We start from the raw sequence: 25,286 nt of genomic DNA, 5'->3' as shown, positions 1-25,286 counted from the left end.
GATGGAATTCCTGCGCCCCACGACATGGGACGAGGCGCTGGCCGCCAAGGCGGACCGGCCAGGGGCCGTGCCCATCCAGGGCGGCACCGACGTGATGGTCGAGATCAACTTCGACGCGCGGCGGCCGGAGGCGCTGCTGGACCTCACCCGCGTGCCCGAGCTGTGTACCTGGTCCCTGGAGGACGGCCGCTACCGGGTGGGAGCCGCCGTGCCGTACACCACGATCATCGAGGAGCTCGGCGGCCCGCTGCCGGGACTGGCGCAGGCGTCGCGGACGGTCGGCTCGCCGCAGATCCGCAACCGCGGCTCGGTCGGCGGGAACCTCGGCGCGGCCTCGCCCGCCGGGGACAGCCACCCGCCGCTGCTGGCCGCCGGGGCGGTGATCGAGGTGGAGTCGCGCGACGGCGGCGTCAGGATGATCCCCGCGCACGAGTTCTACCTGGGCGTCAAGCGGTCCGCGCTGCGGCCGGACGAGCTGATCAGGGCCGTCCACCTCGAACCCGCCACCGGCCCCCAATACTTCTCCAAGGTCGGCACCCGCAACGCCATGGTCATCGCGGTGTGCTCGTTCGCGGTCGCGCTGCATCCGGGGGAGCGGCGGGTCGGCACCGGCCTCGGATCGGCCGCGCCCACGCCGCGCCGGGCGCTGGAGGCCGAGGAGTTCCTGCGCCGCGAGCTCGACTGGAGCGCCCGGCTCGACCCCGCCGTGCTGAAGCGGTTCGGCGAGCTGTGCGCCCAGGCCGCCGCACCGATCGACGACGTGCGCGGCACCGCCGACTACCGCAGGCACGCCATCGGCGTGATGGCCCGCCGCACGCTGACCTGGGCCTGGAACGACTACCGAGGAAGGAGGGCCGCCTGATGCGCGTCACCTTCACCGTCAACGGCCGCCAGGAGTGCGCCGACGACGTGTGGGAGGGCGAGAGCCTCCTGTACGTGCTGCGCGAACGGGTCGGCCTGCCCGGCTCCAAGAACGCCTGCGAGCAGGGCGAATGCGGATCGTGCACGGTCTACCTCGACGGCACTCCGGTCTGCGCCTGCCTGGTCGCCGCCGGGCAGGCCGAGGGCCGCCAGGTGCGTACCGTCGAGGGCCTGGCCGACGGCGACCGGCTCGACCCCGTGCAGGAGGCGTTCGTCGAGAGCGGCGCGGTGCAGTGCGGCTTCTGCACGCCCGGTCTGATCGTGCAGACGCACGACCTGCTCGAACGCGTCGACCGTCCGTCCGACGCGGAGATCCGCGAGGCGCTCGCGGGGAATCTGTGCCGCTGCACCGGCTACGAGAAGATCCTGGACGCGGTACGGCTGGCGGCCGAGCGAAAGGCGGCGACCAGATGACGCCTGGCTCTGTGCAGATCGACAACGTCTACATCGCGCCCGTTGCCGGGCCGGAGGTCGAGTCCGGATATATCCGTATCGATGGTGACCTGATCACCGGCCTCGGCCCCATGGCCGAGGCGCCCGCCACCCCGCCGGCCACCCGGATCGACGGCACCGGCTGCCTGGCCACGCCCGGCCTGGTCAACACCCACCACCACCTCTACCAGTGGGCCTCGCAGGGTCTCGCCCAGGACGCGACCCTGTTCGAGTGGCTGGTGACCCTCTACCCCGTGTGGGCCGCCATGGACGCCGAGGTCGTCAGGGGCGCGGCCGGGGCGGGGCTCGGCCACCTGGCCCTGTCCGGCTGCACCACCTCCAGCGACCACCACTACGTCTTCCCCAAGGGCCGGGGCGACCTGCTCGCCGCCGAGATCGAGGCGGCGCGCGAGCTGGGCATCCGCTTCCACCCGGCGCGCGGCTCCATGGACAGGGGCCAGTCGCAGGGCGGCCTGCCCCCGGACGTCGTGGTCGAGCGGCTCGACGAGATCCTCGCCGCCACCGCCGAGGCCGTCGACGTCTACCACGACCCGTCGTTCTCCTCGAAGCTGCGGATCGCGGTGGCGCCCTGCTCGCCGTTCTCGGTGAGCGGTGAGCTGATGACCGAGGCCGCCGCCCTCGCCAGGGACCGGGGAGTGCGCCTGCACACCCACCTGGCCGAGACGCTGGACGAGGAGGAGCACTGCCGCGCGCAGTTCGGCATGCGGCCCGTCGAGTACATGGACAAGCTCGGCTGGCTCGGCCCAGACGTCTGGTTCGCCCACGCGGTGCACCTCAGCGACTCCGACATAGGCAAGCTCGCCGCCACCGGCACCGGCTCCGCGCACTGCCCCTCGTCGAACGGCCGGCTCGGCGCCGGGATCGCCAGGGTGTCGGAGATGCTCCGGCGCGGCGCGAACGTCGGCCTCGGCGTGGACGGCAGCGCCTCCTCGGAGCTGACCACGCTGTCCGGCGAGATGCGGCAGGCACTGCTGTTCCAGCGAGCCGTGCACGGTCCGGGCGCGCTGACCGCCCGGCAGGCGCTCGAACTCGCCACGCTCGGCGGGGCCCGCAACCTCGGCCGTGAGGGCGAACTGGGCACGCTGGAGGCGGGCAAGCTCGCGGACATCGCGCTGTGGCGGGTGGACGGGCCGTTCGCCTCGGCGGTGACCGACCCGGTCTGCCGCCTGGTCTTCGCCACCCGCCAGCCGCCGCTGGCCCGGCTGCTGGTCGGCGGCGAGACGGTCGTCGAGGACGACGAGCTCAGGACCGTCGCCCAAGACGACCTCGGCCGCGCGGGCGTTGAGGCCCACCGCCGCCTGACCCGGCTGGCCGAGAAGCATGGCATCACCGCCGCCAAGGAGATCCATCGGTAACCACGCCCGTCCGGGTTCCGGACGCCAGTTCGAGGCGCCGTCCGCCGGGATGTGATGATGAAGCGTCGCGTCTCCCCGGAGGCGGGGCCGTTCGCCGTTCGTCACCGTGTGGGAGTTCGTAGTGGTTGAGCATGTGCTCGTTGCCCCCGACAAGTTCAAGGGGTCGCTGACCGCCGCCGAGGTGGCGGCCCATGTGTCGGCGGGGCTGGGCGTCCCGGCGATAGAGCTGCCTGTGGCCGACGGGGGAGACGGCACCGTGGACGCGGTCGTGGCCTGCGGCTTCACCCGCGTCTCCCGCCAGGTCACCGGGCCCACGGGCGAGCCCGTCCAGGCGTCGTACGCGCGGCGTGGGGACACCGCCGTAGTCGAGCTGGCCGAGGCGTCCGGTCTGCGCCGCCTTCCCGGCGGGCTTGAGCCGCTCACCGCCACGAGCTACGGCACCGGCGAGCTCGTCGCCGACGCGATCCGCCAGGGTGCCAAGCGCATCGTGCTGGGCCTGGGCGGCAGCGCATGCACCGACGGGGGCGCGGGCATGGCGCAGGCGCTCGGCGCCCGCTTCCTCGACGCTCAGGGCGACGAGCTCGAGTACGGCGGAGCCGCCCTGGGCAGGCTCGACCGCATCGACATCTCCGGTTTCACGGATATGTCGGGCATCGAGGTGGTGGTGGCCAGCGACGTCGACAACCCGCTCCTCGGCCCGCACGGCGCCGCGGCGGTCTACGGTCCGCAGAAGGGCGCGACCCTGGAGGACGTGCCGATCCTGGACCGGGCGCTCGGCCGCCTCGCCGCCGTCGCCACCCGCACGCACGGTCTGGCGGGCGCCGTCGAGCACGACGACGTGCCCCGCCCGATGGGCGTCGCCGGGGCTCCGGGCGCGGGGGCCGCGGGTGGCGTGGGGTTCGCGGCGCTGGCGTTCCTGCACGCCGAGGTCCGGCCGGGCATCGACTACCTGCTCGACCTGCTCGGGTTCGGTGAGCAGGTCAAGGGGGCCCGTCTGGTGATCACCGGTGAGGGCTCGCTGGACGAGCAGTCGCTGCGCGGCAAGGCCCCTGTCGGCGTCGCCCAGGCGGCTGCCCGGGCGGGCGTTCCGGTGGTCGCCGTCTGCGGTCGCCGTACCCTGTCCGACGCCGAGCTCCGGGCGGCCGGCATCGAGGCCGCCTACGCCCTCACCGACCTGGAGCCCGACCCGGCCCGCTGCATGGCCGACGCCGCCGCGCTCCTTGAGCGCCTGGCCGCCAAGCTCGCCGCCGACCGCCTATGACCGGAGTTGATATGACCGGCTATGACCTCGTGATTCGATCGCGCAGGACCGTCACGCCCGACGGCGAGCGGGCCGCCTCGGTGGCCGTCCGCGACGGCCGGATCGCCGCCATCGGCGCGTACGGTGACGCCGTCGAGGCGGCCGAGGTCATCGACCTGCGAGACCTCGCGCTGCTGCCCGGCCTGGTCGACACCCACGTGCACGTCAACGAGCCGGGCCGTACGCACTGGGAGGGGTTCGCCTCGGCCACCAGGGCGGCCGCCGCGGGTGGTGTCACCACGATCGTGGACATGCCGCTCAACTCGCTCCCGCCCACCGTCACCGTGGACGCGCTCGACGCCAAGCTGCGCGCCGCCGACGGGCAGTGCCACGTGGACGTCGGCTTCTGGGGCGGCGCGATCCCCGGCAACGTCAAGGACCTGCGCCCCCTGCACGACCGTGGTGTCCACGGCTTCAAGTGCTTCCTGTCGCCGTCGGGCGTGGAGGAGTTCCCGCCGCTCAGCCCTTCGGAGGTACGCCAGGCGCTCACGGAGCTCGCCGGGTTCGACGGTCTCATGGTCGTACACGCCGAGGACCCGGCGATGCTGGCCGAGCCGGCGGGCCCGACGTACCGCGAGTTCGTGGACTCCCGGCCGGGCGCGGCCGAGCGCAGCGCGGTCGAGCAGGTGATCCGGCTGGCCAGGGAGACCGGCGCCCGGGTGCACATCCTGCACGTCTCCAGCGCCGACTGCCTGGAGCCGCTGGCCGCCGCCCAGGCCGAGGGGGTACGCGTCACCGCCGAGACCTGTCCCCACTACCTGACCCTGGCCGCCGAACAGGTGCCCGAGGGCGAGACCGCCTACAAGTGCTGCCCGCCGATCCGCTCCGCCGCCAACCGCGACCGGCTTTGGGACGGGCTGGCGAGTGGCGTGCTGAGCTGCGTCGTCTCCGACCACTCGCCCGCACCGGCCGACCTCAAGGTGCCCTCGTTCGCGGCGGCCTGGGGCGGCATCGCCTCGCTCCAGCTCGGCCTGCCGGCGGTATGGACCGAGGCGTCGCGCCGTGGTCACGGGCTGGCCGACGTGGTGCGCTGGATGTCCACCCAATCAGCAGCAATGGCCCATATTTCCGGAAAAGGCGCGATAAAGGTGGGCAACGACGCTGATCTGGTGGCTTTCGATGCCACGGCCGTCAACCCGGTCGACGCGGCCCGGCTCCATCACAAGAACCCGGTGACCCCCTACCACGGCCACCTCCTCAAGGGCGCCGTCCTTACCACCTGGCTCCGTGGCCGGCCCACTGACGGCGTACCGCACGGAGCCTTCCTGTTGGGAGAGCAGTAGATGCCCGGCTTCACCGACCTGCCCGACCTCGCGCTGCGTACCCTCGGCGGCTCGGTGGTCGCCGCCAGCGACGAGTCCTTCGCCGAGAAGGAGAGCCTGATCCGGCCGGGACGTCCCGGCTTCCAGGCGGAGACGTTCGGCAGCAAGGGCCAGGTCTACGACGGCTGGGAGACCCGGCGCCGGCGCGAGCCCGGCCACGACTGGGCGATCGTCCGGCTCGGCCTGCCGGGCGTCGTCCGTGGCGTGGTGATCGACACGGCCTGGTTCAAGGGCAACTACCCGCCTCACGCCTCGGTCGAGGCCGCGGCCGTGGACGGCTACCCGTCGCCCGCCGAGCTCGCCGACGCCGACTGGGCGGAGATCGTGCCCAGGAGCGACCTCAAGGGCGACGCCGAGCACGCTTTCGAGGTCACCGACGACTCCCGTTACACGCACGTCCGGCTGAACATGTATCCCGACGGCGGGATCGCCCGGCTGCGCGTACACGGTGAGGTACGGCCGGACCTGTCCCTCTATGAGGGGCTCAGCCTCGACCTGGCCGCTCTCGCGAACGGGGGGCGGGTCATCGCCTGCTCCAACGAGTTCTACTCGGCGCCCGACAACGTCCTGGCCCCCGGGTCGGCCCGCCACCAGGCGGAGGGCTGGGAGACCGCGCGGCGGCGCGAGGCCGGGAACGAATGGCTGGTCATCCGGCTCGCCGCGCGCGGCGTCATCCGGCTGGCCGAGATCGACACCACGAACCTGCTGTTCAACGCGCCCGGCTGGGTGTCACTGACCGGCTACGACGGCGACCGTGAGGTCGAGCTGCTGGCCAGGACGCGGCTGCAGCCCGACACTCCGCACCGGTTCCGCCTGGAGCACGCCGAGCCGGTCACGCGGGTGCGCGTCGACATCTATCCCGACGGTGGGCTGGCAAGGGTCCGGTTGCACGGCAACCTCGCCTGACAGCGCTCGCCCGGCCGTCGGGCCACTGCCAGCGGGCGGCCGCCGGGTTACTGCCAGAGGACCACCATCGCGCCGGGCGGCCGCTCGCTGTTGCCCGCCGGGCGCTGGAACCGTACGACTCCATCCTTCGTGAGCTTGCGGATCTGCACCTTGAAGCCGAGCCCCTGTAACTCGTTCCTGGCGTCGTTGACGTTCTTGCCCACCACCGACGGGACGAGCTGGAACTCCTGGTCGTCCCGCGCCTCGTTGTCCTCATTGTCGCCGCTGAACCAGTCCCAGAAGTCGGTCTGGCACCGGGACACCGTGATCATGGCCTGCGCGCCCTTGTTGACCTCGGCCTTGGCCTTGGGCGTCTGCGCGATCACCGTGCACGGCTCGGCCCGGTCGTCGACCTCGTTGACCTGCACCTGGAAGCCCTGGGTGCCGAGGTAGTTGGCCGCCTCGTCCTTGGGCATGCCGCTGACGTCGGGCATCACGAGCCCCGCGCTGACGTAGAGGTTGACCTTCGAGTTCTCCTTGACCTTCTCGCCCACGTCGGGCGAGGTGCGGATCACCTTGCCGCGGTCGATCTCCTGGCTGGCCTGCCGGCTGACACGGTTGACGTCGAGCCCGGCCTTGCCGATCGCGGTGCGGGCCTCGGGCTCGGTCATGCCCTCGACGTTGGGCACCAGCACCCGCTTCGGGCCCAGCGAGGGGACCAGTGTGAGGACCGCGCCCCGCTCGACCTCGACGTTGCGCCCTGGATCGGTGCGCAGCACGAGGCCCTCGGCGACCTTCTCGTCGTGCTGGCCGGGGGCCGTCTTCACCTGGAAGCCCTGGGCGGTGGCGGCTCTCTGGGCGACCGCCAGGTCCTTGCCGACCAGGTCGGGCACCGGCACGTACGTGGTCTGCGAGAAGTACCAGCCCGTCAGCGCCACCGCCACCACCATGACCGCGGCGAGCGCGACCAGGAACCAGTTGGGCTTGAAACCGGCGCGCCGCGCGGGCAGCTCCTCACGCGGCTGGATCATCGTGTGGTTCGGCACCACCTGCGTCATCGCGTGCGGCGCGGTGGCGGGGCCGGCGCTCGGCATCGAGTAGGGCATGGAGCGCACGCCGGACGCCCCCGCGTGCGTGGGCGGCGTCGTCGTACGGGGCAGCATGCGGTGCGCGTCCACGGCCGCCACCAGCATCGCGGTCGCGTCGGCGGGACGGTCGTCGGGGGAACGGGCCGTGGCGTGCGTCACCAGCGTGTCGATCAGCGGCGGCACCTCCGGCACCACGGAGGACGGCGGCGGCACGGTGTCGTGGACGTGCCGGTAGGCCACCGACATCGGCGTCTCGCCGTCGTAGGGCTGCTCGCCGGTCACCAGCTCGAACAGCATGATGCCCGCCGCGTAGACGTCGCTGCGCACGTCGGCGCCGCCGGTCATGACCTGCTCGGGCGACATGTAGCCGATCGTGCCGATCATCACGCCGGTGCGGGTCTGGTTGGTCGCCTCGATCGCCCGGGCCAGACCGAAGTCCACCACCTTGACCCGGCCGTCGTCGGTGAGCAGGACGTTCTCGGGCTTGACGTCGCGGTGCACCATGCCGGCCTGGTGGGCCGCGCCCAAGGCCGCGAGCACCGGTATCATGATCTCCAGCGCCTCGCGGGCGGGCAGCCTGCCCCGGTCGCGCAGGGTGTCGCGGAGCGTCCTGCCGGGGACGTACTCCATCGACAGATAGACCACGTCACCGTCGGTGCCCTGGTCGAAGACATGCACCACGTTGGGGTGCGAGAGGCTGGCCACAGACTTGGCCTCGCCGATGAACCGCCGCACGAACGACGGGTCCTCGGCGAGCGAGCGGTGCATGACCTTCAGCGCGACCGTGCGATCAAGCCGGACGTCGAGCGCCAGGTAGACGGTCGCCATACCGCCCCGCGCGATCCGGGACTCGATGCGGTAACGCCCATCGAGCAGCCGTCCGACGAGAGGGTCCGCTGTCGTCGTGTCCACCCCGCTGAGTTTACGGGCGTTTTGCCACTGGCAAGGCCTGACCATCCGAAACCGATGCCGAGCCGTGCTCGTTGGAACGCGCCTATCTGGAATATAACCGGACATATCATGTCTCGCCGGTTCCGCGTGGCGTCGGTGGCTACAGGGCTGTCTGGGGGATTCTGGGTTGCTACGGGCTCGTCTGGGGGGCTTCGGGTGGCCACGGGACCGTGTGGGGTGCTCCGGGGTAGCTACACGGTCCCGTCAGCGGCCTTCGCGTGGTTACGGGCCCGTCGGGGAGGATGCCTCCGCGTAGCGGCGGCGGGGGATGCGGCCCGCCTGGTGGGCGAGCCGGCCCGCCTGGACGGCCGCTCTCATGGCCGCCGCCATCATCTCCGGCCGCTGCGCCCTGGTGACGGCCGTGGCCAGGAGTACGGCGTCGCAGCCCAGCTCCATCGCCAGAGCGGCGTCGCTGGCCGTACCGATGCCCGCGTCGAGGATCACCGGCACCGAGGCCGCCTCCACGATGAGCTCGATGTTGTGCGGGTTGCGGATGCCGAGGCCCGAGCCGATCGGCGCGCCGAGCGGCATCACCGCGGCACATCCGGCCAGCTCCAGGCGACGCGCCAGCGCCGGGTCGTCCCCGATGTACGGCAGCACCACGAACCCGTCGGCCACCAGCCGTTCGGCCGCGTCGAACGTCTCGATCGGGTCCGGCAGCAGCGTCCGCTCGTCGGCGATGACCTCGAGCTTGACCCAGTTCGTACCGAGCGCCTCCCTGGCCAGCCGGGCGGTCAGCACGGCGTCGCCCGCCGTGAAGCAACCGGCGGTGTTGGGCAGGACCTTGATGCCGCGTTCGCGCAGTACGTCGAGCACCGAGCCCGGCGCGCCGGGGTCGAGCCGCCGCATGGCGACGGTCGTCAGCTCGGTGCCGGACGCGACCAGCGCCTGGTCGAGCACCTCCAGCGACGGCGCGCCGCCGGTGCCCATGATGAGCCGGGAGGAGAACTTCTCCCCGGCTATGAGGAGATCATCCACCTTGCACCGCCGTCAGCACTTCCATCCGGTCACTGTCGCCGAGCGCCGTCGTCTCCCAGGCGCTCCGCGTCACCACCTCGTCGTTCACGGCCACGGCCACGCCGGTCGTCGCCGTGGTGAGCGTGAGTACGGCCTGCGCCACGGTGGTGCCGTCGGGCACCTCGTGTGGGGCCCCATTGATGGTCACATTCATGAAATATCCCGATACCTCAGCGGCGAGCACAGCTCCGCGAGCTCGCTCTCCTCACCCAGCAGAATGGCCGCCGTGAGCGGGGCCAGCAGCACCCCGCCCCGGTGATGCCCAGTGGCCAGCACCAGCCCTGGTGTCCCGCTGGGCCCGATGAGTGGGACGTTGTCCGGTGTGCCCGGACGCAGCCCCGCCACCACATCGGCGATCTCCAGCTCGGTGACGCCGGGCACCAGCTCGTGGGCGTCCCGCAGCAGCTCGTACAGTCCGCCCGCCGTCACCCTCGTGTCGAACCCCAGCTCCTCCTGGGTCGCCCCGACCACCAGCTCACCGTCACCCCTCGGCACCAGGTAGACGGATGTGCCGTGGACCGTCCCGCGTACGCACCTGCCGAGCAGGGACTGGGGGGAGCGCAGCCGCATGATCTGCCCCTTGACCGGGCGTACCGGGACATCGACCAGCCCGGCGCTCCACGCCCCGGCCGCCAGCACGACCCGCTCGCCCCGGATCTCGTCGGGGAAGTCTGCCTGCGGGAGGCCCTTGTCTTGGGTGGCCGTCTGGTTCAGGGTGGCCGTTCCGTCTTGGGTGGCCGTCTGGTTCGGGGTGGCCGCCTGGTTCGGGGCGGGTGTTTGGTTCAGGGTGGGTCTCCGGTCCGGCGCTGCCGTCCAGTCCGGGGCGGGCCTCCGGTTCGGGGTGGTCGGCCGGTCCGGGGGTGCGAGGCGTACGCCCACCACCTTGTCGCCGTCCTGGAGCAGTTCGCTGACGCGAGCCCGGACGATTGGGACGCCCAGGCGGTCGAGCGCGGCCAGGAGGGCGGTGGTGACGCGGCGCGGATCCACCCAGGCGTCGCCACGGGCCAGTAGCCCACCGCGTACGGAGGGCGCCAGCATGGGCTCCAGCCGACGGCACTCGCGCCCGGTGAGCCGCTCGACCGGCAGCCCCAGCTTCTCCATGAACGCGGCCAGCTCACCGAGGGCCGCCAGATCGTCGGCCCCGAACGCCACGGCCAGCGTCCCGTCGGCCCGGAAGTCCAGCCCGGCCCGCGCGGCCTCGCTGAGCCCGCTAACGGCCGCTTCAGACGGTCCGGCCCCGTCAAGCTCAGACGCTCCGATCTCGTCGAGGCGGGTCGCGGCGGGTCCCGTAGCAGCATGGAGGCCGACGTCGGAGGCGGCGAATCCCGTACCGGCATCGAGCTGAGGGAGGTTGGCGGCGGGTCCCGTACCGGCATCGAGCTGAGGGAGGTTGGCGGCGGGTTCCGTACCGGCAACGAGGCCGGCGTCGGTGGCGAGTTCGGTGGCGAAGGACGGCCAGCGGCGCAGTGCGGCGAGGCCCAGCCGGAGCAGCGGCTCCTCCGTGTAGGTGACCTCGCTCACCGGCGCCAGCATGCCCGCCGCCGCGTGCGAGGCCCCAGAGGCCGGTGCCGGGTCGACCACGGTGACCGGCCGCCCCGAGCGGGACAGGCGCCAGGCGATGGACAGCCCGATGATCCCGCCGCCTACGACGATGTCCACGTCCGCTCCCTTCGCCGGCATGATCCGGATCAGGTGTCTTGCGGTCGAAGGCCCGGTGCAGCCTTCCTCTCAGCCCGGTAAACGGCCGGACTCCCGCGCGTCTTACGCCTCCACCCTACGGCCTCGGCGCGACGTCCCGGCACAGGCCCCGTTATGGTCTTGAACGTGAATCATGTGGTGGTGGCAGGCGCCGGTCTGGCCGGTGTACGGAGTGTCGAGGCGCTGCGCGCGAAAGGGTTCGACGGCAGGATCACGCTGATCGGGCAAGAGCGGCACCGGCCGTACGACCGGCCACCCTTGTCGAAGGCGGTCCTGTCCGGCAGCAGTGACTCCAGCTTCGTCGACGCCGACCTCGCCGTGCTGGAGGTGGACTTCTGGCCGGGCGTCTCGGCCAAGGCGCTGCGTCCCGGCGTCGTCGAGACCACCGAGGGCGAGCTCGGCTACGACGGCCTGGTGATCGCCACCGGAGCCGAGCCGATCACGCTGCCCGGTGACGGCCGTCAGCACGTGCTGCGTACCCTCGACGACGCGCTGGAGCTGCGCGCCCGGCTCGTCAAGGGCGCCCACGTGGTGATCATCGGCGCCGGCTGGATCGGCGCCGAGGTGGCCACCGCCGCCCGCCGGGCCGGCTGCGAGGTGACCGTGATCGAGGCGGGCCCCACCCCGCTCGCCCAGGCGGTCGGCCCCGAGATCGGCGCCCGCACCCAGGGCTGGTACGAGGGCATCGACCTGCGGCTGAACACCCTGGTCGGCTCCGTGGACGACGGCGGCGTCACGCTCGCGGACGGAAGCCTCATCGAGGCGCACGTGGTCGTCACCGGCGTCGGCGTGCGCCCGACCGTCGGCTGGCTCGCGGGCTCCGGCATCGACCTGGACAACGGCGTCGTCACCGACGAACACCTCGCCACCTCCCTGCCGAACGTCGTGGCCGTGGGCGACTGCGCCGCCTGGTGGTCGCGCCGGTTCGAGACCAGGCTGAGGGTCGAGCACTGGGACGCCGCGCTCAACTCACCCGAGGTGGCCGCCGCCACGCTGCTGGGCGTGGAGGCCGCCTATGACCCGGTGCCTTATTTCTGGTCCGAGCAGTTCGGCCACATGGTCCAGTACGCGGGCCACCACCCGGCCGGAGACCGCCTCCTCTACCGGGGCGAACTCGGCGGAAAATGGTCGGCCTGCTGGCTCACCTCGGACGACACCCTGGCCGCCGTACTCGCCGTGGATCGGCCCCGAGACCTCGTGCAGGGCCGCAGAATCATCGAAGCCGGACACCGCGTGGACGCCGAACGCCTGGTAGATCCCGACCTCTCCCTACGGGACTGTGTTGTTTGAGCAAGCACGCCATGTGGTAGTTGTGGTTTCGTGACGCTTTCTGTTGCGCAGATCGACCGGGAGACCGACCAGCTCGTCGCCGAGTGGCTCACTCTCCCCGAAGTGGCCGCGCGCCTAGACCTTTCGATAGGGCGGGCCAAGCAACTCCTCAAGGACCGCAAACTGCTCGGTGTGCGCCGGGGTGGTGGTGGGCCACAAGTGCCCGCGGTGTTCCTTGACGGAAAGGACGTGATGAAGGGTCTGCCCGGCACACTCTCCGTGCTGCGCGACTCCGGTTACGACGACATCGAGTCGCTCCGCTGGCTCTTCACTCCCGACGACTCCCTGCCCGGCTCGCCCGTCGACGCCATCAGGGCCGGTCGCCATACCGAGGTCAAGCGGCGTGCCCAAGCCCTCGCTTTCTGACGCCCGCCTCTACCTCTGCACGGACGGCCGTCGCGAACGCGGTGACCTGGCCGACTTCCTCGACGCGGTGCTGGCCGCGGGCGTGGACATCGTCCAGTTGCGGGAGAAGGGGCTGGAGGCGCGCGAAGAGCTCGCGCTCCTCGAGGTCTTCCGCGACGCCTGCGACCGGCACGGCCGGCTGCTGGCGGTCAACGACCGGGCCGACATCGCCTACGCCGCCCGGCCCGACGTGCTCCACCTGGGGCAGGACGATCTTCCGGTGAAGGTCGCGCGAGAGATACTCGGCGACGACATCCTCATCGGACGGTCCACCCACTCCGTCGCCGAGGCGTCCGCCGCGGCCGTGGAGGAGGGCGTCGACTACTTCTGCTGCGGTCCCGTCTGGCCGACGCCGACCAAGCCGGGCCGCCACGCGCCGGGGCCGTCGCTGCTCCGGCACGCGGCGTCGCTCGGCAGCGGGCGGCCGTGGTTCGGCATCGGCGGCATCGACCTGGGCAATCTCGATCAGGTCAGGTCGTACGGGGTCGAACGGGTTGTGGTGGTACGCGCCATCACGGAGGCCGATGACCCGGGCGCCGCGGCAGCGGAGTTCGCCAAGCGCCTGGCCGGTTGACAGACGCGCGGGCGCCCGCCGCACTCAGCTTGTACGTGAGGCGGCGGGTCGTCACGTAGCCGCTCAGGGTGTGCGTGTGCGGTCCCTCAGGCGTGCCTGAGAGTGACTGGTTGTGCGTGTGGTGGCTCAGGTGGTGCGTGAGGTGGCGGCCACCGCCAGCTCCGACAGGGCCGCGCGTGCCTCCGGTGTGATCGGCGCCTTGCCGAGGAACGTCAGCGCCTCACCGAGGTAGTCGCCGATCATGTCCTCGCACTGGCGCAGCGCCCCGGTGCCCTCGATGATGCCCCGCAGCGCGGCCACCCCGTCCTCGTCGAGACCGGGGTCGCCGAGCAGGGCGCGCACGGTCTCGGCGTCGCCGGGTGCGGCCGCGGCCAGCGTCCGGGCGACGAGCATCGTCCGCTTGCCCTCACGCAGGTCGTCGCCCGCCGGTTTGCCGGTCTGCGCCGGGTCGCCGAACACGCCCAGGATGTCGTCGCGCAGCTGGAAGGCGATGCCGACCCGCCGGCCGTACTCCATGCAGAGCTCGTCCATCCACGGCTCCAGGCGGCCGGCGGCGAGCGCCAGGCCGAGTCGGAGCGGTTGTTCGACGGAGTATTTGCCGCTCTTGTAGAGGGCGACGCGCAGGGCGGACTCGAAGGTGTTCTCGCCGTGCGCCTGCTCCAGCAGGTCGAGATATTGGCCACACATCAGCTCGGTGCGCATGTGGTCGTGCACCGGCTGGGCCGCCGCCAGGGACTCGGGCGGCAGACCGCTGCTGCGCCACATCTCGCCGGACCAGATCAGCAGCAGATTGCCCAGCAGGATCGCCGCGCCCTCGCCGAACTGCGCCGCCGAGCCGTGCCAGCCCGACTTCTCGTGGATGGCCTCGAAGCGGCGGTGCGCGGACGGCATGCCCCTGCGCAGATCGCTCTTGTCCATCACGTCGTCGTGCACCAGCGCGCTGGCCTGGAGCAGCTCCAGTGAGGCGGCGGCGGTGAAGATCCCGGGCACGTCGGTGCCGCCCGCGCCCCGCCATCCCCAGTAGCAGAAGGCCGGGCGCAGCCGCTTGCCGCCGGACAGCAGGTCTTCGGCGGCCGAGCGGAGCGGCTCGAGCTCGGTGTCGCCGGGGACGGGCAACTGCCGTCGGACGAACGTCCGCAGCGCGGCGTCCACCTTGGCACGCAGGGCGTCCAGGCTCGCGGCGTCAGTGGTCATGCATCTGAGACTAGTGGCCGGGCGGCCGAGCCGGATCTCCAGGGACGGCTTGGCCACCAAGCCGGATCTCCAGGGACGGGGCTTGTGGCGGTAGCCTGGGTCACATGGCGCTTGGTCGACCCTCCATCCTGCCCGATCGTGTTCCCACCGTCCGTGAGCTTCTCGCGTCCGGTGGCCGGTCGTTCTCCTTCGAATTCTTCCCGCCGAAGACGGACGAGGGGGAACGGCAGCTGTGGCGGGCGATCAGAGAGCTCGAGTCGCTGCGGCCGACGTTCGTGTCCGTGACCTACGGCGCGGGCGGCTCCAGCCGTGACCGCACCGTCGACATCGTCGAACGGCTGGCCCACGACACCACGCTCACCCCTGTGGCGCATTTCACCGCCGTCAACCACTCGATCCGCGAGCTGCGCCACCTGATCGGCCGCTTCGCGGACGCGGGGGTGCGCAACATCCTCGCCGTGCGGGGCGACCCACCCGGCGACCCGACGGGCGAGTGGGTCCAGCACCCCGAAGGCGTCCTGTACGCCGAGGATCTCGTGCGGCTGATCCGGCAGGTGGGCGACTTCTGCGTGGGCGTGGCGGCGTTCCCGTACAAACACCCGCGTTCGCCGTCGATCGAGTCCGACACCGACTTCTTCGTACAGAAGTGCCGGGCCGGCGCCGACTACGCGATCACCCAGATGTTCTTCCAGGCTGACGACTACCTGCGGCTGCGCGACCGGGTGGCGGAGCAGGGGTGTGACACGCCGATCATCCCGTGCATCATGCCGGTCACGCAGATGAGCACGATCGCCAGGTCGGAGCAGCTGTCGGGGGCGCCGTTCCCGCCGGACCTGGCGGCCCGCTTCGAGGCGGTGGCCGACGACCCGGCGGCCGTGCGGCGGCTGGGCATCGACCACGGGGTGGAGCTCTGCCAGCGGCTGCTCGACGAGGGCGCCCCGGGCATCCACTTCATCACGTTCAACCGCTCCAGCGCGACGCGAGAGGTGTTCGAACGGCTCGCTCCAGTCGAGGCGCTGTCCGCGTAACCCGAAGCTGATCTGGCCGTTCGTGCGGGCGTCTGCGCTGATCTGGCCGTACGTGCGGGTGACAAGTGGTCTTTTGTACGGCCAGCCCGGTGGGCCGCCAACCGCCGACCGGGGCTGAGGCCTGTCCAGGGTTACGCTTACGAGGTTCCCCGGCTTGCCGCCGTCACGACTCGTCCCCCGGCCATCTGGGTGGTGATGACCGTCCTCCGCCCGCAGGGGGATCGGGCGGATGGCCGGTTGCCCTACGTAGTGAAGATTGCCCAGAGTAACCGGCGGCAAACTGCGGGTCACGGAACGGCCACGACACGCCCGTCCGCCATCCGGCCTAGTCGAAGAACTGCCAGATGCTGAACCTGCGCACGTAGAGAGGCACGGCATCCCGGCCGAGCACCCGGATGCGCCTGATGCGTGTCTTCTGGTTCATCTTGACCTTCACGCACTTCAGGTGCGCGCCGTGGAAACCGGGCAGGGCGGAGTAGGAGATGGACACGGCGCGATGCGCCAGGCCACGGTCGGAGAGTCCCAGCCCCACCTCCCGGTAGAGCCACCTCGACCCCTTCAGGGCGAACGCGGTGGAGCCGATGAGCGCGTGATTCGCCTTCGGCGGGCAGTGCACGAAGATCCGGACGTGGCTGGCCTGGCGGGGATCCCAGGGGAGGACGCGCAGCGACGGGACGTTCTTCAGCTCCGGGGGGATGGCGGTCTTGGAGCTCTTTTTGCTGCTGCTCGCGGTCGACGTGGGTGAGGGGGTGGCGGTCGGTTCGGGCGGGGTGCCCTGGCTCACCAGGAGAGTGGCGGCCACTCCGATTCGTGTGACGAGACGCATAGGTTCCTCCTGCCGGACGTCCGGGTGGTGTGACGTGGGCGTCGGTGCAGGGGGAGGTTGATCGTCTTCATTATGTCGGTGGGGCCGCGAACATGGCGGAGCCGCGCTGGCACGAACCTGGAACGGACCGAGTCAGGACCGGGATTCGCCCGTCGTGGTCACAGGGGGAGGGGTCTGCCCACGATCGCGTACTGCTCGTAGCCGCCCGGGAAGAGGAACGGGCTCAGCAGGTCGGTGAAGCCCATGCTCGCGTACAGGTGGCGGGCCGTGGTGGGGCGGTCGTGGGTGGACAGGACCGCCGAACGCTCGCGGCGGCCCGCGCACAGAGTGGAGATCATGGCCCGGCCGATGCCCTTGCCCTGGTAGTCGGGGTGCATGTGGATCTCGGCCAGTTCGAACGCGTTGCCCAGCCAGGCTTCGGCGACCTCCCTGCCCGCCTGGTTCTCCAGCGCGCGGAACACGACGTCGTGCCACCACTGGCCCGGCGCGCCCCGGAAGCCGTAGGCGAAGCCGACGATCTTCGAGTCCGATTCCCCACGCATTTCAGCGAAATAGCACTGGAAATATGGGTATGTCCCGTGATTCCGCATGATGGCCTTGCGGCCGGTGATCTGGTCCGCGGGCGGGCGCATGGCGGCGGCGTAGATGTCGATCACCGTGTCCAGATGCTCGGTGAACTCCGCCTGTCCCGCCCCACGAAACTCGATCACGCGTCGCACACTACTCGACGTCGACGGGGGTACCACCGGTGATCCGCACCAGCTCATCGAATGTGGTGGGAAAGACCGTGAGCGGATGCCCGCCGGCGGCCCATACGACCTCGTGCTTGCTCAGCCAGTTGTCCACCAGGGTCCGCACCGGGGCCGGATGCCCGATGGGTGCGACGCCGCCGATCGGCTGGCCCGTCGCCGCCCTGACGAACTCCGGCGTCGCCCGCCGTACCTTCTCGACCCCCGCCGTGCGGGCGATCAGCTCGACGTCGACGCGATGCGCGCCGCTGGTCATCACGAGGAGCGGCGCGCCGTCCGCGTCGAAGATGAGGCTGTTGGCGATGGCGCCGACCTCACAGCCGACCTGCGCGGCGGCAGTGGCCGCAGTGGGCGCTTTTTCCGGCAATACGATGATTTCTCCCTCGGCACCTAGCGCGCGGAGGGCTGTTTCCACCAGAACGGCGTTGGCAGGCAACTTCTCAGGCATGGGCACACTCTAAACAGGTTGACCATTGCATTAACCTGACATGGTCCTTTGATCAGAATGTTCATGGTTTGAGAGGTGGTACGGGTGGGGGATCGACGGCTGCCCGGCGTGGCTGCTCTCTTGACGGCTGGCGCCCTGGCTCTGACGGGGTGCGGTACGACCGTCACCCATGCGCGGTCGGCGGCCGCGCCCGCGATCGTTTCCATCACAACAACACCCACTGCGGCGACACCCACCGCGGTGCCGCCGACTGTGGCGGCCTCCGAGGCCGGGCCCACCACGACCGTCGCCGCGCCCAAGAAGACGCTCAAGCTGGGCGCCAAGGGCAAAGCGGTCACCTGGCTGCAAACGCGCCTCAAGGAGCTCGGCTACCGTCCGGGCCGGGCCGACGGCAACTACGGCGGGTCCACGATGACCGCCGTCTGGGCCTTCCAGAAGGTGAACGGCATCCGGCCCACCAGCACGATCGCCAAGCGCACGTGGACGGCGCTGGAGAACCCCAGGACCCCCAAGGTCCTGGTCAAGAACGGCAAGCCGACCCGCGCCGAGGTCAACCTGACCAAGCAGATCATGGTCCTGTACGTCGACGGCCAGGTGAAGCTGATCACCCACATCTCGTCGGGCAGCGGCGTCCCGTACTGCGAGACGGCGAAGTGGCAGGGCAAGAGCCAGCGCTTCTGCGGCTCGGCCAGGACGCCCACGGGTGACTACAAGACGACGTGGCGGGCCAAGGGCTGGCACAGGTCGTACCTGGGGCAGCTGTACAACCCGATCTTCTTCAACGGCGGCATCGCCTTCCACGGCGCGCTGTCGGTGCCGCTGTACCCGGCGTCGCACGGGTGCGTGCGGATGCCGATGAACGTGGCGGTCGAGCTGCCCGGTCTGCTGGGCAAGGGCGTGCCGGTGCACGTGCGACGCTAGCTCGCCGGTGACGGGTCCGCGCGCTTCGGGAGATTCTCGTCCCGGAGTTCGCGGACCTTTCGGCATTCTGGGGGCTCCAGATGATCGTAGTCGGCGTTGCAGGACCGTCTGAAACTCTCGAAAAGCGCCGTCACAGAGCGTGGTCTCACTTACCGTGAGCGTATCGACGGGCCGCTTCGACAGGAGTCGATTGCTGACGAACAAGTCGATCATAAGCACCCTGGAGCTTGAGCTGACCGGTAGGTGCGCCCTTCAATGCGTCCATTGCTACGCCGATTCGGGTCCCGCCGGGACACATGGCACGATGACCAACGATGATTGGGCTTCGGTCATCGATCAGGGTGTCGCGCTCGGCATTCCCCAGGTCCAGTTCATCGGTGGGGAGGTCACGACACATTCTGGGCTCGACCGACTTGTACGGTATGCGCTGAGCCAGGAGCGTACGGTGGAGATCTACTCGAGCCTGTTCGCCATCAGCAGGAAGCACTGGGAGTTGTTCTGCCTCCCTGGTGTCTCGCTTGCCACCAGCTACTACAGCGACCAGGCCGATGAGCACGACCAGGTAACCCAGCGTCCGGGGAGCCACGTCCGAACCCGCTCCAACATCATCGAGGCGTTGAGGCGAAGCATTCCCTTGCGCGTTGGAATTGTCGACGCGATCTATGGCCAGCGTGTCGAGCAGGCCCGGGAGGAACTGCGCACCCTGGGCATCGCCCGAATCGGCACAGACTGGGTCCGAGGCATCGGTCGCGCCGCCCGCATGCCTGCCGATGTCTCGCAGCTCTGTGGCAAGTGCGCGCGAACCAAGGTCGCCATCAGCCCGTACGGTGATGTGTGGCCGTGCGTCATGGCTCGATGGATGCGCCTGGGTAACGTCCATGACGCGCCCCTGGCTGAGATCATCGGCAGCGAAGCGTGGCGTCAGCTCGTTTCAACGATCCCGGCTGCCCGTAGCCTCACCAGCATGTGCAATCCCGAGTGCAAACCAGGCACAGGAGACGGATCGGACTGCGCACCCGCCGAAACCGAGGCATGTGATCCCTCGTTCTGCGACCCCGACTCCTGAGGACCCCAGCAGTGACCTGGCACGAACACGCCGCTCGGCTCGCCGCCAGTGTGACTCCGCGTGGGTCACGGTGGCGCGAGCCCGTCACGACCACTCCCCGCCACCTGTTCGTTCCCCGGTGGTGGGATACCCCAGCCGGCGCCTCGTTCGGCCGCTGGGAACCGCGCGACGGGCTCGCTGACGAGCAGGAGTGGCTGGCGGCGGGCTACCGTGATGAGAGTCTGATCACGCAGGTGGCGGGTGTGCACGCCGATCATGCCACCCCCGGACAGGTCATCACCGGGCGGCCGACCTCCAGCTCTACACTGCCGGGTCTGGTTGTTCGTATGCTGCGGCACGGGGAGATCTACGACGGCGCGGACGTGCTCGACCTGGCTACGGGCTCGGGCTATAGTGCCGCGCTGCTGTCTCGGTTGCTGGGCGATGCGCACGTCACCAGTATTGACGTAGACCCCTATCTGACCGAGGCGGCCGCGGAGCGGCTTGACCGCGTCGGTCTGCACCCCAAGGTGGTCACCTGTGATGGGAACGGCCCGCTGCCCGGCCGGTACGACCGGATCGTGTCGATGGTCGCGGTACGGCCAATACCCGCGAGCTGGCTGGAAGCCCTGCGCCCCGGAGGGCGGCTGGTCACCTGCATCGCCAACACCTCGCTGATCGTCACGGCGAACAAGACCGACGACGGTTGGGCGCGAGGGCAGATCGAGCGTGATTGGGCGATGTTCATGCCCACCCGGTCGGGCAGCGGAGCATACGTGTCGCACCTTGCCGACATGTACGAGGCGATCCGAGACCACCCCGGAGAGGACGTCAGGCAGGGGCGCTATCCCGTCGTCGACGCCGGAGCCGGGTGGGAGTTGCGGTCAATGCTGGAGGTCACGGCGCCGGGGATCGAGGACCGATACGAAGAGGGCGAGGACGGCCGTCGGACGGCCTGGCTCCTGCACGAGGACGGGTCATGGGCTCGGGCCAGCGCGCAGGGGATGAACTGTCCGACCGTGCACCAGGCGGGGCCTCGCAGGTTGTGGGACATCTTCGACGATATCCGGTTCCAGTGGCTGGCCAACGGGTCGCTGCCGTTGTACGGCGCTCGCGTCTCCATCACGCCTAACGGGGTCATTCGCGTATGGCGGGGCACCTGGAAGGGCATCATTCGCTGACCGTCCTCATCGAAGCTCCATCCTTTGTCGACAGCTCCACCCACACCTCGGGCTGAGGCTCAGCCGTTCAGCGAGTTCGGCGTTGCTCAGCCCGGTGGCGAGCAGGCGCAACACCTCCAGTTCCCGGGGTGTCAGCTCCGACAGGTCGCGGTGTACGGCTGCCCTGGCCTCGTCGCGGCGGGCGAAGCGTTCGACCCGAGGGTACGCGCCGGGATCGACATCGACGGCACCGCGTTCGTCCCGGTTCCGAAGAGCGGGTTGTCGCGGCCGTTCCTCTTCCTGGGCACGCAGGAGCAACACAGCCCGGGAGGAAAGGACGTCTCGTGGGACGGCGTCTGGCAGAACCTGACGGGATGGAAGCGCTGGCTCGTGGTGGCGGGGGCGGAGCACGTCTCGTTCACCGACATCGCCGTGCTGGGCGAACAGATCGGCATCTACCGGAACACCGACCTGCCCCCTGCCCGGTCCATGGGGATCACCCGCACGTACGCGGCGGCGTTCTTCGGCCTGCACCTGCGCGCGAAGCCGCAGCCGCTGCTCGACGAGCGCTCACCCCGTTTCCCCGAGGTCAAGCTGTGTGACGTCGAACAGAAGGCGTGCGCCTAGCACCAACCCCTAACCAACCCCTACAGATGAGGCGCGGAGGGCATTTTCCTCCGCTGTGCCCCCTAAATATCCGGCATTCGCTGGCCGAAATCACCGCAAGCGTCCTGTCATGGAGTCCCACACCCCACCGAGAGGTGCTGTGCCATGCGGAGACGCCTGCGCGCCGGAGCGGCGCTGGCCGCCGTCCTTGTACTGAGCCTGACGGCGCCGCCCGTCGTGGCGCAGTCACGACAGGCCACGGAGCAGGTCGTCCCGGGGCTCAGGCAGCCGGTCGAGCTGGTGGTGGACGAGTGGGGTGTGCCGCACATCTACGCCCAGAACACCGACGACCTCTTCCTCGCCCAGGGGTTCAACGCCGCCAGGGACCGCCTGTTCCAGATCGATCTCTGGCGCCGCCGCGGCCTGGGAGAGCTCTCCTCGGTGTTCGGCTCCGCCTACCTGGAGCAGGACAAGGCGACGAGGATGTTCCTGTATCGCGGGGACATGGGCCGGGAATGGGCGAGCTACGGCCCCGGAGCCAAGCAGGCGGCGACCCGTTTCACCGAGGGCGTCAACGCCTACGTTCGGTGGCTCGAACGGAATCCGGACCGCATGCCGCCCGAGTTCCGGCAGCTGGGATACACGCCCGCGCTCTGGCGGCCGGAGGACGTGGTGCGGATCAGAAGCCACGGCATCTCCAAGAACGTCTTCAGCGAGGTGCTGCGCTCGCTCATCGCCTGCGCGGGCGGAGCGGGCGGAATCGAGGCCACCGCAGCCCTGTGGCAGCTGGAACCCGAACACACCACGACCCTGCCCAAAGGGCTCGATCCCTGCTCCGTGCCCGTGGACGTGCTGCGGACCTACGATCTGGCCACCCGGGGCGTGGTCTTCCAGAACGGCGCGCTTCGCCTGGCCCCCGCCGACCCGGCGGCCAGTGAGGGCAGCAACAGCTGGGCGGTCTCGCCGGGCCGCTCCGCGACGGGCCGTCCCATCCTGGCCAGCGACCCGCACCGGTCGCTGACGGCGCCCTCCCTGCGCTACCTGGCCCATCTGTCGGCGCCCGGGATCGACGTCATCGGGGCCGGTGAACCCGCGCTTCCGGGGATCTCGATCGGGCACAACGGCACGGTCGCCTTCGGCCTGACCATCTTCGGCACCGATCAGGAGGACCTCTACGTCTACCAGCTCGATCCCGCCGACCCGGGCAGGTACCGGTACGGCGACGGCTGGGAGCGCTTCACGACGATCACCGAGAAGGTGCCGGTGGCGGGCGGCTCGCCGGTCGAGGTGGAGCTGCCCTTCACCAGGCACGGTCCCGTGCTCAAGATCGACAAGCAGCGCAACCTCGCGTACGCCCTGCGCACCACCTGGCTGGAGCCCGGCACGTCTCCCTACTTCGGCAGCCTGACCTACATGGGCGCCCGCGACTTCAAGCAGTTCGCCGCGGCCATGAGCACCTGGGGCGGCCCGCCCGAGAACCAGGTGTACGCCGACACCTCCGGCAACATCGGCTGGGTGCCCGGCGGCCTCACCCCCCGGCGCACCGGCTATGACGGCCTGCTGCCCGTGCCGGGCGACGGCCGCTACGAATGGAAGGGTTTCTACGACGGCGCCCGGCTGCCTCGCTCCTACAATCCGCCGCGAGGGCTGATCTCTTCGGCGAACGAGTTCGACCTACCCGCGAACCACCCGGTCCAGGTGGGATTCGAGTGGGATCCTCCCTACCGCAAGCAGCGGATCGACGAGGTGCTCGCGGCGAGCCCCCGGAGTTCGGTCGACGACTCGATCCGCCTGCAGGCCGACAAGGTGTCCAAGCCCGCCCAGCGGATCGTGCGCGTGCTCGCCGGCCTGACGAGCGCGGATCCCGACGCCCAGCGGGCGCTGGCGCTGCTCCAGCCCTGGGGCGGGGCGACGGACGCGGACTCGCCGGAGGCGGCCCTGTTCGAGCCGTGGTTCTCGCGTCATCTGGTGCCCGCCTTCCGCCGCGCGGTGCTGCCGCCGGCGGTGGCGGACGCCATCCCCGTCCTCGATGTCCGCGTGCTGATCGACGCGCTGGAGAACCCGGAACGCTGGTTCGGGACCGGAGGTAAGGCCGTGCGCGACGACCTGCTGGCCACGACACTGGCCGCCGCCTACCGCGAGGTCGCCGGGCGGCTCGGTGCCGACCCGCGGCTGTGGAAGTGGGGCGCGCTGCAGTACACCGACTTCACCAGCCCCGTCGGCGCGAACGTGGGTCCCTTCCCCCGGGGCGGCTCGGCGTACACGGTGGACGCCTCCTCCTACAACGCCGCCACCTACCAGCAGTCGTCCGGAGCGTCGTTCAAGATGGTGCTCGACGTCGGCAAATGGGACGACTCCCGCGCGGTCAACGCCCCCGGCCAGTCCGGCGATCCGCGCAGCCCGCACTACCGGGATCTGGCAGAGCGCTGGCGGACGAGCAACTACTTCCCGCTCCTGTACAGCCGCGCCCAGGTGGAGCGGCACGCCGAAAGCACGATCAAGCTGCTCCCGCAGCGGTAGCTTTGCGTGTTATGTCGTTCAGCCACAATGACCACTATCATCCGCTTCTGCTCAAGCAGATCCCCGAGGGCGCCGCGACCGCCCTGGACGTGGGCTGCGGGAGCGGGCTGTTCGCGCGGCGGCTGGCCGCGCGGGGGCTGGTGGTCGACGCGATCGACTCCTCCGCCGAGGCCATCGAGGCGGCCCGCTCGATCCCGGGTCCCGTACGGTACGAGCGGGCCGACATCGCGGTGGCGGAGCTGCCGCACGGAAAGTACGACTTCGTCTCGTGCCTGGCCAGCATCCACCATGTGCCGTTCGAGACGGTCGGCCAGTTACGCCGATCGCTCGCTCCCGGCGGGGTGCTCGCGATCCTCGGCTGCTATCGGGAGAGCGTGCCCGCGGACTACGCCGTCAGTCTGTGCGCGGTGCCGGTGAACGCGGTCGCGCGGCTCCTCTCGGCGGCTCGGCCGCAGGAGGCTCCCACTGAGATGGTGGTCGCCGAGGCCATGATGACGTTGCCGGAGATCATGGCCGAGGCGGCGAGGCTGCTGCCCGGAGCCTCGATCCGCCGCCTGCTGTTCTGGCGCTACCTGCTCGTCTACAAGGAACCGATCAGCTAGGTCCCAGGTCCTGCCACAGGGCGTGGGGTACGGGATGGCGCAGGGCGGCCAGGTTGGCGGTGATCTGGTCTGGTTCGTGGGCGCCGACCAGGATCGAGCGCACCGCGGGATGCCGGAACGGGAACTGCAGGGCCGCGGCCGTGATCGGGACCTCGTGCTCCTGACACGCCGCCGCGATCCGCCGCACCTCCTCGGAGGCGTCGGCCGGCGGGCCGGCCAGCTCGCCGCGGTGCAGCAGGCTGGCCGCGACGACCGGGATGGCGCGCTCCTGGCACAGGGGTAACAGCTCCTCGAACGCCGACCGGCGCAGCAGCGTGCACTGGTTGGCGGCGAGCAGTAGATCCGGGTCGGCGCGCTTGACGAAGTCGACGAGCATCCGCGACTGGTTCATGCCGACGCCGATCGCCCGCACCACCCCCTGGGCGCGCAGGTCGGCCAGGGCGGGGTACGCCTCGTCCAGGGCCTGCGGCCAGTGGTGGTCGGGGTCGTGGATGAGCAGGATGTCTATCCGGTCCAGGCCGAGGCGCTCCAGGGAGTCCGAGACGCTGCGCAGGACGCCGTCGCGGGTGAAGTCCCACTCGACGTGCCGATCGCCCGGCACCGCGAAGATGCCCGCCCCGGGCGACCCGTTGGCGCCGGGCCGGACCAGGCGGCCGACCTTGGTCGACAGGAGGTAGTCCGACCGGGGGCGGCCGCGCAGCGCCTTGCCCAGGCGCCGCTCGGCCAGGCCGAAGCCGTAGAAGGGGGCGGTGTCGAAGTAGCGGACCCCGGCCGCCCAGGCCGTGTCGATGACGGCCTGGGCCTGGGCGTCGGAGATGGGATGGAGGTAGTTCCCAAGGGGTCCGCCGCCCAGGCCCACCCTGGGGAGGGTTATCACGCCGGCGCCAGA

General features: G+C 70.6%; 26 protein-coding genes and 1 riboswitch. Of the genes, 16 read left to right on the top strand and 10 right to left on the bottom strand.

What is annotated here, in order from left to right:
- The first annotated feature begins 1 nt into the window (after nucleotide 1).
- The 6 genes from ACQP2T_RS39775 (at nucleotide 2) to alc (ending at nucleotide 6,257) form a co-directional block, all read left to right on the top strand.
- A complete protein-coding gene (locus tag ACQP2T_RS39775) occupies nucleotides 2-862 on the top strand; it encodes an FAD binding domain-containing protein (protein ID WP_433510012.1) in 861 nt (286 codons plus the stop codon).
- A complete protein-coding gene (locus ACQP2T_RS39770) occupies nucleotides 862-1,335 on the top strand; it encodes a (2Fe-2S)-binding protein (protein ID WP_433510011.1) in 474 nt (157 codons plus the stop codon). Before ACQP2T_RS39775 ends, ACQP2T_RS39770 begins: the two co-directional genes overlap by 1 nt.
- Nucleotides 1,332-2,729, top strand: coding sequence for an 8-oxoguanine deaminase (locus tag ACQP2T_RS39765; RefSeq protein WP_433510010.1), 1,398 nt, complete (start codon nucleotides 1,332-1,334; stop codon nucleotides 2,727-2,729). The genes ACQP2T_RS39770 and ACQP2T_RS39765 overlap by 4 nt, the downstream gene beginning before the upstream one ends.
- Before the next feature lie 121 nt (nucleotides 2,730-2,850).
- On the top strand, nucleotides 2,851-3,990 hold the full coding sequence (locus tag ACQP2T_RS39760) for a glycerate kinase (protein ID WP_433510009.1): 1,140 nt from the start codon (nucleotides 2,851-2,853) through the stop codon (nucleotides 3,988-3,990).
- An 11-nt stretch (nucleotides 3,991-4,001) separates the two neighbouring features.
- A complete protein-coding gene (allB, locus tag ACQP2T_RS39755; protein ID WP_433510008.1) occupies nucleotides 4,002-5,312 on the top strand; it encodes an allantoinase AllB in 1,311 nt (436 codons plus the stop codon).
- Nucleotides 5,313-6,257 (top strand): allantoicase, encoded by a 945-nt coding sequence (gene alc, locus ACQP2T_RS39750; protein ID WP_433510007.1) that lies wholly within the window; start codon nucleotides 5,313-5,315, stop codon nucleotides 6,255-6,257.
- A 47-nt stretch (nucleotides 6,258-6,304) separates the two neighbouring features.
- Here the strand turns inward: alc and pknB are convergent, their stop codons facing one another.
- The 4 genes from pknB to ACQP2T_RS39730 form a co-directional block, all read right to left on the bottom strand.
- Nucleotides 6,305-8,236 (bottom strand): Stk1 family PASTA domain-containing Ser/Thr kinase, encoded by a 1,932-nt coding sequence (gene pknB, locus ACQP2T_RS39745; RefSeq protein ID WP_433510006.1) that lies wholly within the window; start codon nucleotides 8,234-8,236, stop codon nucleotides 6,305-6,307.
- Nucleotides 8,237-8,497: 261 nt separating this feature from the next.
- On the bottom strand, nucleotides 8,498-9,205 hold the full coding sequence (locus ACQP2T_RS39740; RefSeq protein ID WP_433519893.1) for a thiazole synthase: 708 nt from the start codon (nucleotides 9,203-9,205) through the stop codon (nucleotides 8,498-8,500).
- 40 nt (nucleotides 9,206-9,245) lie between these two features.
- Nucleotides 9,246-9,446, bottom strand: a complete 201-nt coding sequence (gene thiS, locus ACQP2T_RS39735) for a sulfur carrier protein ThiS (RefSeq protein WP_225298594.1) — start codon at nucleotides 9,444-9,446, stop codon at nucleotides 9,246-9,248.
- Nucleotides 9,443-10,951, bottom strand: coding sequence for an FAD-dependent oxidoreductase (locus ACQP2T_RS39730; RefSeq protein WP_433510005.1), 1,509 nt, complete (start codon nucleotides 10,949-10,951; stop codon nucleotides 9,443-9,445). The genes thiS and ACQP2T_RS39730 overlap by 4 nt, the downstream gene beginning before the upstream one ends.
- Nucleotides 10,941-11,058: riboswitch (TPP riboswitch) on the bottom strand. It overlaps the preceding gene by 11 nt.
- Nucleotides 11,059-11,116: 58 nt before the next feature.
- Here ACQP2T_RS39730 and ACQP2T_RS39725 point away from each other — a divergent pair.
- The 3 genes from ACQP2T_RS39725 to thiE are packed head-to-tail and all read left to right on the top strand — an operon-like array spanning nucleotide 11,117 to nucleotide 13,298.
- Entirely contained in the window at nucleotides 11,117-12,280 is a 1,164-nt protein-coding gene (locus ACQP2T_RS39725) for an NAD(P)/FAD-dependent oxidoreductase (RefSeq protein WP_433510004.1), read from the top strand.
- A 30-nt stretch (nucleotides 12,281-12,310) separates the two neighbouring features.
- Nucleotides 12,311-12,685 (top strand): Rv2175c family DNA-binding protein, encoded by a 375-nt coding sequence (locus tag ACQP2T_RS39720; protein WP_225298599.1) that lies wholly within the window; start codon nucleotides 12,311-12,313, stop codon nucleotides 12,683-12,685.
- Nucleotides 12,663-13,298 (top strand): thiamine phosphate synthase, encoded by a 636-nt coding sequence (gene thiE, locus ACQP2T_RS39715; protein ID WP_433510003.1) that lies wholly within the window; start codon nucleotides 12,663-12,665, stop codon nucleotides 13,296-13,298. Before ACQP2T_RS39720 ends, thiE begins: the two co-directional genes overlap by 23 nt.
- 126 nt (nucleotides 13,299-13,424) lie before the next feature.
- On the opposite strand, the gene ACQP2T_RS39710 is transcribed toward thiE, so the two are convergent.
- Nucleotides 13,425-14,492 carry a polyprenyl synthetase family protein gene (locus ACQP2T_RS39710; RefSeq protein WP_433510002.1) on the bottom strand — a complete coding sequence of 356 codons (1,068 nt, stop codon included), beginning with the start codon at nucleotides 14,490-14,492 and terminating at the stop codon, nucleotides 13,425-13,427.
- A 104-nt stretch (nucleotides 14,493-14,596) separates the two neighbouring features.
- Here ACQP2T_RS39710 and metF point away from each other — a divergent pair, with 104 nt between their 5' ends.
- Nucleotides 14,597-15,520, top strand: coding sequence for a methylenetetrahydrofolate reductase [NAD(P)H] (metF, locus tag ACQP2T_RS39705; protein ID WP_433510001.1), 924 nt, complete (start codon nucleotides 14,597-14,599; stop codon nucleotides 15,518-15,520).
- A gap of 325 nt (nucleotides 15,521-15,845) precedes the next feature.
- Here the strand turns inward: metF and ACQP2T_RS39700 are convergent, their stop codons facing one another.
- From ACQP2T_RS39700 to ACQP2T_RS39690, 3 genes are all read right to left on the bottom strand, one after another.
- Complete coding sequence (locus ACQP2T_RS39700) at nucleotides 15,846-16,346, bottom strand: hypothetical protein (protein WP_433510000.1); 501 nt, start codon at nucleotides 16,344-16,346, stop codon at nucleotides 15,846-15,848.
- Between the two features lie 158 nt (nucleotides 16,347-16,504).
- Nucleotides 16,505-17,056, bottom strand: a complete 552-nt coding sequence (locus tag ACQP2T_RS39695) for a GNAT family N-acetyltransferase (RefSeq protein ID WP_433509999.1) — start codon at nucleotides 17,054-17,056, stop codon at nucleotides 16,505-16,507.
- A 10-nt stretch (nucleotides 17,057-17,066) separates the two neighbouring features.
- Nucleotides 17,067-17,543 (bottom strand): YbaK/EbsC family protein, encoded by a 477-nt coding sequence (locus tag ACQP2T_RS39690; protein ID WP_433509998.1) that lies wholly within the window; start codon nucleotides 17,541-17,543, stop codon nucleotides 17,067-17,069.
- Nucleotides 17,544-17,627: 84 nt separating this feature from the next.
- Between ACQP2T_RS39690 and ACQP2T_RS39685 the strand changes: the two genes are divergently transcribed.
- From ACQP2T_RS39685 to ACQP2T_RS39675, 3 genes are all read left to right on the top strand, one after another.
- Nucleotides 17,628-18,464 carry a L,D-transpeptidase family protein gene (locus tag ACQP2T_RS39685; RefSeq protein WP_433509997.1) on the top strand — a complete coding sequence of 279 codons (837 nt, stop codon included), beginning with the start codon at nucleotides 17,628-17,630 and terminating at the stop codon, nucleotides 18,462-18,464.
- 190 nt (nucleotides 18,465-18,654) lie between these two features.
- Nucleotides 18,655-19,530 (top strand): radical SAM protein, encoded by an 876-nt coding sequence (locus ACQP2T_RS39680; protein WP_433509996.1) that lies wholly within the window; start codon nucleotides 18,655-18,657, stop codon nucleotides 19,528-19,530.
- Between the two features lie 11 nt (nucleotides 19,531-19,541).
- The gene (locus tag ACQP2T_RS39675) at nucleotides 19,542-20,690 is read left to right on the top strand and encodes a methyltransferase domain-containing protein (RefSeq protein WP_433509995.1); all 1,149 of its coding nucleotides are present in this window, start codon (nucleotides 19,542-19,544) and stop codon (nucleotides 20,688-20,690) included.
- Nucleotides 20,691-20,696: 6 nt separating this feature from the next.
- Here ACQP2T_RS39675 and ACQP2T_RS39670 read toward each other — a convergent pair whose 3' ends face one another.
- Entirely contained in the window at nucleotides 20,697-20,804 is a 108-nt protein-coding gene (locus ACQP2T_RS39670) for a hypothetical protein (RefSeq protein WP_433509994.1), read from the bottom strand.
- A gap of 36 nt (nucleotides 20,805-20,840) precedes the next feature.
- Between ACQP2T_RS39670 and ACQP2T_RS39665 the strand changes: the two genes are divergently transcribed.
- From ACQP2T_RS39665 to ACQP2T_RS39655, 3 genes are all read left to right on the top strand, one after another.
- A complete protein-coding gene (locus ACQP2T_RS39665; RefSeq protein ID WP_433509993.1) occupies nucleotides 20,841-21,296 on the top strand; it encodes a hypothetical protein in 456 nt (151 codons plus the stop codon).
- A gap of 144 nt (nucleotides 21,297-21,440) precedes the next feature.
- The gene (locus ACQP2T_RS39660) at nucleotides 21,441-23,795 is read left to right on the top strand and encodes a penicillin acylase family protein (RefSeq protein ID WP_433509992.1); all 2,355 of its coding nucleotides are present in this window, start codon (nucleotides 21,441-21,443) and stop codon (nucleotides 23,793-23,795) included.
- Between the two features lie 11 nt (nucleotides 23,796-23,806).
- Nucleotides 23,807-24,397: a class I SAM-dependent methyltransferase gene (locus tag ACQP2T_RS39655; RefSeq protein ID WP_433509991.1), complete on the top strand. Its 591-nt coding sequence runs from the start codon at nucleotides 23,807-23,809 to the stop codon at nucleotides 24,395-24,397.
- Here ACQP2T_RS39655 and ACQP2T_RS39650 read toward each other — a convergent pair.
- On the bottom strand, nucleotides 24,390-25,274 hold the full coding sequence (locus tag ACQP2T_RS39650; RefSeq protein WP_433509990.1) for an aldo/keto reductase: 885 nt from the start codon (nucleotides 25,272-25,274) through the stop codon (nucleotides 24,390-24,392). The genes ACQP2T_RS39655 and ACQP2T_RS39650 overlap by 8 nt on opposite strands.
- Nucleotides 25,275-25,286: the final 12 nt, after the last annotated feature.

It is taken from the genome of Nonomuraea sp. CA-143628 (assembly GCF_050942315.1).
In the GTDB taxonomy this organism is placed as follows: Bacteria; Actinomycetota; Actinomycetes; order Streptosporangiales; family Streptosporangiaceae; genus Nonomuraea.
This window is presented reverse-complemented; position numbering and strand designations above follow the sequence as displayed.

Bases quoted from the DNA above. Each gene is read 5' to 3' on its own strand.
- ACQP2T_RS39775 (WP_433510012.1), top strand. From the start codon at position 2: ATGGAATTCCTGCGCCCCACGACATGGGACGAGGCGCTGGCCGCCAAG.
- ACQP2T_RS39770 (WP_433510011.1), top strand. From the start codon at position 862: ATGCGCGTCACCTTCACCGTCAACGGCCGCCAGGAGTGCGCCGACGAC.
- ACQP2T_RS39765 (WP_433510010.1), top strand. From the start codon at position 1,332: ATGACGCCTGGCTCTGTGCAGATCGACAACGTCTACATCGCGCCCGTT.
- allB (WP_433510008.1), top strand. From the start codon at position 4,002: ATGACCGGCTATGACCTCGTGATTCGATCGCGCAGGACCGTCACGCCC.
- alc (WP_433510007.1), top strand. From the start codon at position 5,313: ATGCCCGGCTTCACCGACCTGCCCGACCTCGCGCTGCGTACCCTCGGC.
- ACQP2T_RS39740 (WP_433519893.1), bottom strand. From the start codon at position 9,205: ATGGGCACCGGCGGCGCGCCGTCGCTGGAGGTGCTCGACCAGGCGCTG.
- thiS (WP_225298594.1), bottom strand. From the start codon at position 9,446: ATGAATGTGACCATCAATGGGGCCCCACACGAGGTGCCCGACGGCACC.
- ACQP2T_RS39710 (WP_433510002.1), bottom strand. From the start codon at position 14,492: ATGACCACTGACGCCGCGAGCCTGGACGCCCTGCGTGCCAAGGTGGAC.
- metF (WP_433510001.1), top strand. From the start codon at position 14,597: ATGGCGCTTGGTCGACCCTCCATCCTGCCCGATCGTGTTCCCACCGTC.
- ACQP2T_RS39700 (WP_433510000.1), bottom strand. From the start codon at position 16,346: ATGCGTCTCGTCACACGAATCGGAGTGGCCGCCACTCTCCTGGTGAGC.
- ACQP2T_RS39690 (WP_433509998.1), bottom strand. From the start codon at position 17,543: ATGCCTGAGAAGTTGCCTGCCAACGCCGTTCTGGTGGAAACAGCCCTC.
- ACQP2T_RS39660 (WP_433509992.1), top strand. From the start codon at position 21,441: ATGCGGAGACGCCTGCGCGCCGGAGCGGCGCTGGCCGCCGTCCTTGTA.
- ACQP2T_RS39655 (WP_433509991.1), top strand. From the start codon at position 23,807: ATGTCGTTCAGCCACAATGACCACTATCATCCGCTTCTGCTCAAGCAG.